The organism is Pseudoalteromonas sp. Isolate6, from assembly GCF_022398435.1.
GTDB lineage: Bacteria > Pseudomonadota > Gammaproteobacteria > Enterobacterales > Alteromonadaceae > Pseudoalteromonas > Pseudoalteromonas galatheae.
The window spans coordinates 1-5134 of the sequence record NZ_JAKEVK010000272.1; the positions used below are offsets into that span (position 1 = coordinate 1).

The 5134-nt window shown below is 44.9% G+C and carries 10 protein-coding genes and 1 pseudogene; all 11 read left to right on the top strand.

Annotated features, from left to right (window positions below; all coding sequences use genetic code 11):
• Positions 1 to 123 precede the first annotated feature (123 nt).
• Positions 124 to 1116, top strand: coding sequence for a hypothetical protein (locus L1D50_RS21430; protein WP_088531232.1), 993 nt, complete (start codon positions 124 to 126; stop codon positions 1114 to 1116).
• Positions 1113 to 1607, top strand: a complete 495-nt coding sequence (locus L1D50_RS21435) for a hypothetical protein (protein WP_138581843.1) — start codon at positions 1113 to 1115, stop codon at positions 1605 to 1607. The genes L1D50_RS21430 and L1D50_RS21435 overlap by 4 nt, the downstream gene beginning before the upstream one ends.
• Before the next feature lie 75 nt (positions 1608 to 1682).
• A complete protein-coding gene (locus L1D50_RS21440; protein ID WP_239966777.1) occupies positions 1683 to 2270 on the top strand; it encodes a glycosyl hydrolase 108 family protein in 588 nt (195 codons plus the stop codon).
• Positions 2263 to 2523 carry a hypothetical protein gene (locus tag L1D50_RS21445; protein ID WP_239966778.1) on the top strand — a complete coding sequence of 87 codons (261 nt, stop codon included), beginning with the start codon at positions 2263 to 2265 and terminating at the stop codon, positions 2521 to 2523. The genes L1D50_RS21440 and L1D50_RS21445 overlap by 8 nt, the downstream gene beginning before the upstream one ends.
• Positions 2516 to 2965: a 3TM-type holin gene (locus L1D50_RS21450; RefSeq protein WP_174171115.1), complete on the top strand. Its 450-nt coding sequence runs from the start codon at positions 2516 to 2518 to the stop codon at positions 2963 to 2965. The genes L1D50_RS21445 and L1D50_RS21450 overlap by 8 nt, the downstream gene beginning before the upstream one ends.
• Entirely contained in the window at positions 2952 to 3176 is a 225-nt protein-coding gene (locus L1D50_RS21455) for a TraR/DksA C4-type zinc finger protein (protein ID WP_088531237.1), read from the top strand. Before L1D50_RS21450 ends, L1D50_RS21455 begins: the two co-directional genes overlap by 14 nt.
• On the top strand, positions 3173 to 3490 hold the full coding sequence (locus tag L1D50_RS21460) for a DUF2730 family protein (RefSeq protein ID WP_238536694.1): 318 nt from the start codon (positions 3173 to 3175) through the stop codon (positions 3488 to 3490). The genes L1D50_RS21455 and L1D50_RS21460 overlap by 4 nt, the downstream gene beginning before the upstream one ends.
• A complete protein-coding gene (locus L1D50_RS21465; RefSeq protein WP_239966779.1) occupies positions 3477 to 3728 on the top strand; it encodes a hypothetical protein in 252 nt (83 codons plus the stop codon). The genes L1D50_RS21460 and L1D50_RS21465 overlap by 14 nt, the downstream gene beginning before the upstream one ends.
• Positions 3715 to 4017 carry a hypothetical protein gene (locus tag L1D50_RS21470; protein WP_010604410.1) on the top strand — a complete coding sequence of 101 codons (303 nt, stop codon included), beginning with the start codon at positions 3715 to 3717 and terminating at the stop codon, positions 4015 to 4017. Before L1D50_RS21465 ends, L1D50_RS21470 begins: the two co-directional genes overlap by 14 nt.
• Before the next feature lie 2 nt (positions 4018 to 4019).
• Complete coding sequence (locus tag L1D50_RS21475) at positions 4020 to 4604, top strand: DUF3486 family protein (protein ID WP_239966780.1); 585 nt, start codon at positions 4020 to 4022, stop codon at positions 4602 to 4604.
• Positions 4604 to 5134, top strand: a pseudogene (locus tag L1D50_RS21480) (hypothetical protein); the annotation flags it as partial. The gene L1D50_RS21475 and the pseudogene L1D50_RS21480, both read left to right, overlap by 1 nt.

Here is a 5134-nt window from a genome sequence, read left to right on the forward strand (position 1 = left end):
ATATAAAAGTTTACATTTAATTAATTGTTGAAACAGTAAGCTTTAAATATGTGCAGGGAGAGTACATTTGACTTGTCACCCTTTGTCTCTCATTGCCGCGAATGTATTAACCAAGGTAACACTATGACAGTATTGAACACTGAAACTAGAAGTAAAAAGCTCTATTACCGACGCGCCTCTTGGCAAGCTAAAACCAAAACATCTTTAGAAAAAATGATCATTGCTGCACATGAGCAGTTTCCAAGTTCCGGAGAGCGAACTTTTGCCAGAATTGGTGGTGAGGTTCAATGCTCATCTTCACAGGTGAAAGATGAACATAAGGGGATTTATTTACACATTACAAGCTACAAGCCAGGTGAGGAAGCCTCTATTTTAGACAATGACAAAACTAAATCTGAATGTGACACCGATATATATGCAGCACCAGAAGGAAAAGAATTCTTAGATGGAGATTTGTTTGCTTATATCCGTAATAACCATGTTTTATTTTGCTCTAGTAGCCTCAGAGAGGCTGGTCTTCAATATTATCTCCGGAAAATCCTTGCAAAATATGGGAAACCAGAAGTAGGACATACTCTGACCTTGGCAAGTATTGCTGATTCAAATAAGCTTAAAGTGATAAGAAAAGAAGGCGTAAAAGCCATTGATTTGAACATGTCACTGTATAATGCAAGTTTGTTAAGGCTTGAAGAAACAGATAAGAAGTCACATGGCTTAATGAACAAAGTATATGAAGAATTTAGTAGAGTATTTGCAGAAGATCCTGAAAACTCTGAAATGACAGAAATGGAAAACGTCGATGTTAGAGTCAGTTTAAGATTTGATGGAAAGAATGCACATCATAAGCGAAAAACTCCAGAATTTGGTGCTACAGGAAAGAAACACCTAAAATTAGCCGCTGAGAAAATAGTTCACGAATATGACCCAGAAAACGAAGTTGGCTTGGGCTTTGAAATCATAACGTATGGTGATACTAAGATTTCACCTCATGAAATCCAGATTTCATCACATGATAAAATTAGTAAGCAAGGTAAGTCAGTAACGAAAGTGGATGCATGGCAAAAGCTAAGAACGTATTATAATGACCTTAAGGACAAGGGGATCTTAAACCAGTGAAAAACAAGACCGATAGAGAAAAACTTAAACTAGCACTTTGCTTGGCATTGTGGGCTGGTCTGTTTTCTTATTTTGGTCAACCTTATATCCACAATAATCAAGATGCGGTAAATATCATTGTTACGGTATTTTCCATACTGGCAGGTTTTTTAATTGCCGTTATCACCCTGATTGGAGATCCTAAATCGCTCCCAGCAGGTGGTTGGCAAGTCGCCCAGTTAGGCAGTGTGTTGACATACAATCGTCTAGTCAGAAAGAAGTGGCTTTTCAAGCTTTATCTAATCACATTATTTTTGATTTTTTGTGCAATCTTGATTAAAAAACCATGCCCTAAACTAGTGATTTGGTTTGAATATATATATTTATATACAGGTTTCATTGCATCCGTACTTTCCTTCAAACTCCCAGCAGCACTGATGGAGCTACAAGAAGAACGCATTCAGAACGAAATTAATGAACGTAGGAAGAAAGAAGGAATCGAAGACGATTAAATTTATTAATCCAGTTTAAAATACACTCACCAACGCTATTGGCACTCTATCAGCACAGCCTGATGGAGATGCCAAATGACCTTACCCAATCTTAACTACTTTAAGCAACAGCCAGAGATCCGCGATGCTTTAGCACCGTTCTCTTTAAAGTTTGCCGACTCAATTATTCCCATTCTATACCTTGAGGGCGGCTTACGTGCAGATGGCGGTATCAACAATGTCGCGTCAGACCGAGGCGGACTAACTAAGTTTGGGATCAGTCAACGCGCTTATCCAAATCTCAATATTGCTGAACTCACATTAGCTCAAGCTGTTCGCTTGTATCACCGTGATTATTGGCGGCCAATGTATTGCGAGCACATGAATACAGGCTCTGCGCTTATGCTTTTAGATGGCGCTGTTCAACACGGTGTGCCTGGCATGACTCAGCTCGTACAACGTTATGTAGGCGCTAAGCCAGATGGCCGCTTTGGCTCTAAGACTCTCCAGGCTTGCCAAAGTATTTTACCCAACCAGCTCATTATTGGCTTGAGCCTGCGCCGCGCTCGTAAATACGCAAGGATCTGCACCAATGACCCCACGCAAAAGCCGAACCTTGAAGGTTGGTATAACCGCTTAGAGCACATCACCGAGCTTGCCACCGTGGGATTCAATCATGGGTAGAAATTGGCAATGGAGCTACACGCAAGGCCGCATAAAACGATTAAAGGCCGAAGTTGCCGCGAGGCAAAATGGCGAACCGTTTGATGCCAACCAAATTCCACTGCACAGCTACGACGGTACGATGCAAAGCAAATTCAAACGTGGTTGGCTGTCGATTTGTGAGACAGATATCCAGTGCCGACTAAACGGCCATAACACCTATCAACAAGTGCGACAGCGCCTCGCCAAACAATTTGGAGAGCGCCATGAGTGATTGGGTGGGACTAGGTACTGTGGTTGGCAAACTATTGGACGATGTTTTTACATCCGATGAAGAGCGCCAGCAGCTTGCTAATGAACTTGCAAAAATCGACAACCAACGCCACGCACAGGTGCTGGCTCTTGAGGGCCGAATCGTTGAGCTACAAGGCCAGGTGTTGGCTGCTCAATCTCAAATTATTACCGCTGAAGCCAAAGGCGAAAGCCGCCTGCAACGCTGCTGGCGACCTATCACCATGTTGACCTTTTTAGTGCTAATTGTACTGGACTCGTTCGGCGTGCTGGCGTTTAGGCTCAGCGAGCAAGCGTGGGAGCTATTGCAGCTTGGTATTGGCGGCTACGTGATTGGGCGTAGCGTCGAGAAAGCCGCCCCGGGTGTTAAAAGCATGGCTGCTTCAGCCATTCAAAATCTAAGGAAACCTAATGGACGTAGTTGATCAAGCGCAGCGCTTGGCAGAGCAAGATTTAGAGCGCGCGCTCAATAAAAACAAAGCCAATTTTGTTGGCCAAGATGTCGATTTTAATCACTGCTTGGAATGTGGCATTGAAATTCCAAAGGCGAGACGTGATGCAATTCATAGCTGTAAGCACTGTGTGGATTGCCAAGAGCTGTTAGAGCGACAAGCCAAACACTACAGGAAGCCATGATGGAGTTTTTACTTGAGTGGTGGAAGCAAATGCTAGCCGCTGGTGTGGTAATCGTAGGCGCAGGCTCTATTGCATGGCTAAGAGCCACATTTGTGAGTAGAAAAGCACATGATGCTTTAGAGCTGCGTGTCAGCGCGGTTGAGCAAACAGTTGACGACTTGCCGAGCGCCGATGATTTACACGACCTAGACAAACGCTTGATTGAGGTGGGTGGCAAAATTGATGCGCTCTCGCCTCAGCTGGCCACGTTACAAAACACTACATCACTTTTAATGGAAAACGAACTCAGAGGTGCACGTAGTGGCGATAACTAACGATAACTGCTCTTGCGGTGCCAAAGTCGTTGTATTCACGGGCGATGATGTAAAGCACACGTCATTTCTATGTGATGGTTTTCAAGTTATCTGTGCTGAAGATCTTAATACCGACAAAGCTAACTATTACTCACTCTTTAGGTGCTCTGAGTGCGGTGAACCAACAGCTGAAGCTGTGCCAACTGTAGTTAATTTTCTCCATCCAACTTTCATAGGAAAAAATCATGGCGATGCATGAAGTACAAGCTGAACACCAACGGATCAGTATTTTGATTGCGCTTAAAGAGTCTGCGGACTATGGCGCAAACACTAGCATGTTGCGAGATGTGCTGAAACGCTACGGCCTAGGCTGTAGCCTCGACCAGCTTAAAACCCTGCTGAATTGGCTGGAACAAAACGGCTACGTTAAAAACGAGCGCCTCAGCGAGAATACATGGGTTGCACGCATTACGAGCGCTGGCATTGATGTAGCTGAAGGTACGAGCACAGTACCAGGCATTAAACGCCCAGCACCTCGGAGTTTATAGCCATGAGTGATGCTGTACGCAGAGGCAAACCCTCAAAAATAGACATGCTGCCTGAAGACATCAAAAAAATGTTGGATGAAATGCTGCGTGATAGCGGCAATTCGCAGGCCGATATTTTAGATGCAATTAATCGGCGTATTCTCGATGCGGGCATGGATGAGGAGGCAACCATTTCGCGCTCTGGCCTCAGTCGCCATGCCCAAAAGACGGAAGCGATTGGCAAGCGTTTACGAGAGCTACGCGAGACAACCAAGGCACTTACTGCGGAGCTGGGTGATAAACCTACGGGCGACACCACCAAAATGATCTTAGAGATGGGCCGCTCACAACTCTTTACCGCCATGCAAAAGCAAATGCTCAACCCAGACGACGATGACGACGTTGATATTGGCATGATTAAAGACGCCATGCTGGCCGCTCAACGTTTAGAAGCTACAGCTATGAAGGCTCACCAACGTGAAAAAGACATCCGCAAAGCATTCGCTGAAGAAGCGGCTAATGCCGTGGGAGATGAACTACGCGGTGAAGACGGTATGAGTGAAGAGCTAGAAGATAAGATCCGTGGCATATTGCTAGGTAAAGCGTAATGAGTGAAAAGCCTACATTAACGGCTACCAGCCGCCCCACCAAAATAGACCTAAAAGAGGAAATGCAACTCTACGGTGTTGACGTTCCTGATGCTGATGACTTTGAAATACCAGACAAAGCTCCCGTGTTTTTACCCTATCAACAACGTTGGTTTGAGGACGAATCAGGGGTGTGCATTGCTGAAAAGTCACGACGTACTGGTTTAACGTGGGCGGAAGCTGGCCGCAATGTGTTAACTGCCAGCAAACCTAAAAAGCGCCACGGTAGCAACGTTTTTTACGTTGGCTCTAAACAAGAAATGGCACTGGAGTACATCGCCGCTTGTGCGTTGTTTGCCCGTGCATTTAACCAGTTGGCAAAAGCTGATGTATACGAGCAGACATTTTGGGACAGCGAAAAGAAAGAAGAGATCCTAACGTACATGATCCGCTTTCCTAACAGCGGATTTAAAATTCAAGCGTTATCAAGCCGCCCCTCAAACCTGCGTGGGCTACAAGGTGATGTGGTTATAGATGAAGCCGCGTTCCAT

Coding starts and splice junctions, on each gene's coding strand:
- L1D50_RS21430 (WP_088531232.1), top strand. CDS start 124: ATGACAGTATTGAACACTGAAACTAGAAGTAAAAAGCTCTATTACCGA.
- L1D50_RS21440 (WP_239966777.1), top strand. CDS start 1,683: ATGACCTTACCCAATCTTAACTACTTTAAGCAACAGCCAGAGATCCGC.
- L1D50_RS21445 (WP_239966778.1), top strand. CDS start 2,263: ATGGGTAGAAATTGGCAATGGAGCTACACGCAAGGCCGCATAAAACGA.
- L1D50_RS21450 (WP_174171115.1), top strand. CDS start 2,516: ATGAGTGATTGGGTGGGACTAGGTACTGTGGTTGGCAAACTATTGGAC.
- L1D50_RS21455 (WP_088531237.1), top strand. CDS start 2,952: ATGGACGTAGTTGATCAAGCGCAGCGCTTGGCAGAGCAAGATTTAGAG.
- L1D50_RS21460 (WP_238536694.1), top strand. CDS start 3,173: ATGATGGAGTTTTTACTTGAGTGGTGGAAGCAAATGCTAGCCGCTGGT.
- L1D50_RS21470 (WP_010604410.1), top strand. CDS start 3,715: ATGGCGATGCATGAAGTACAAGCTGAACACCAACGGATCAGTATTTTG.
- L1D50_RS21475 (WP_239966780.1), top strand. CDS start 4,020: ATGAGTGATGCTGTACGCAGAGGCAAACCCTCAAAAATAGACATGCTG.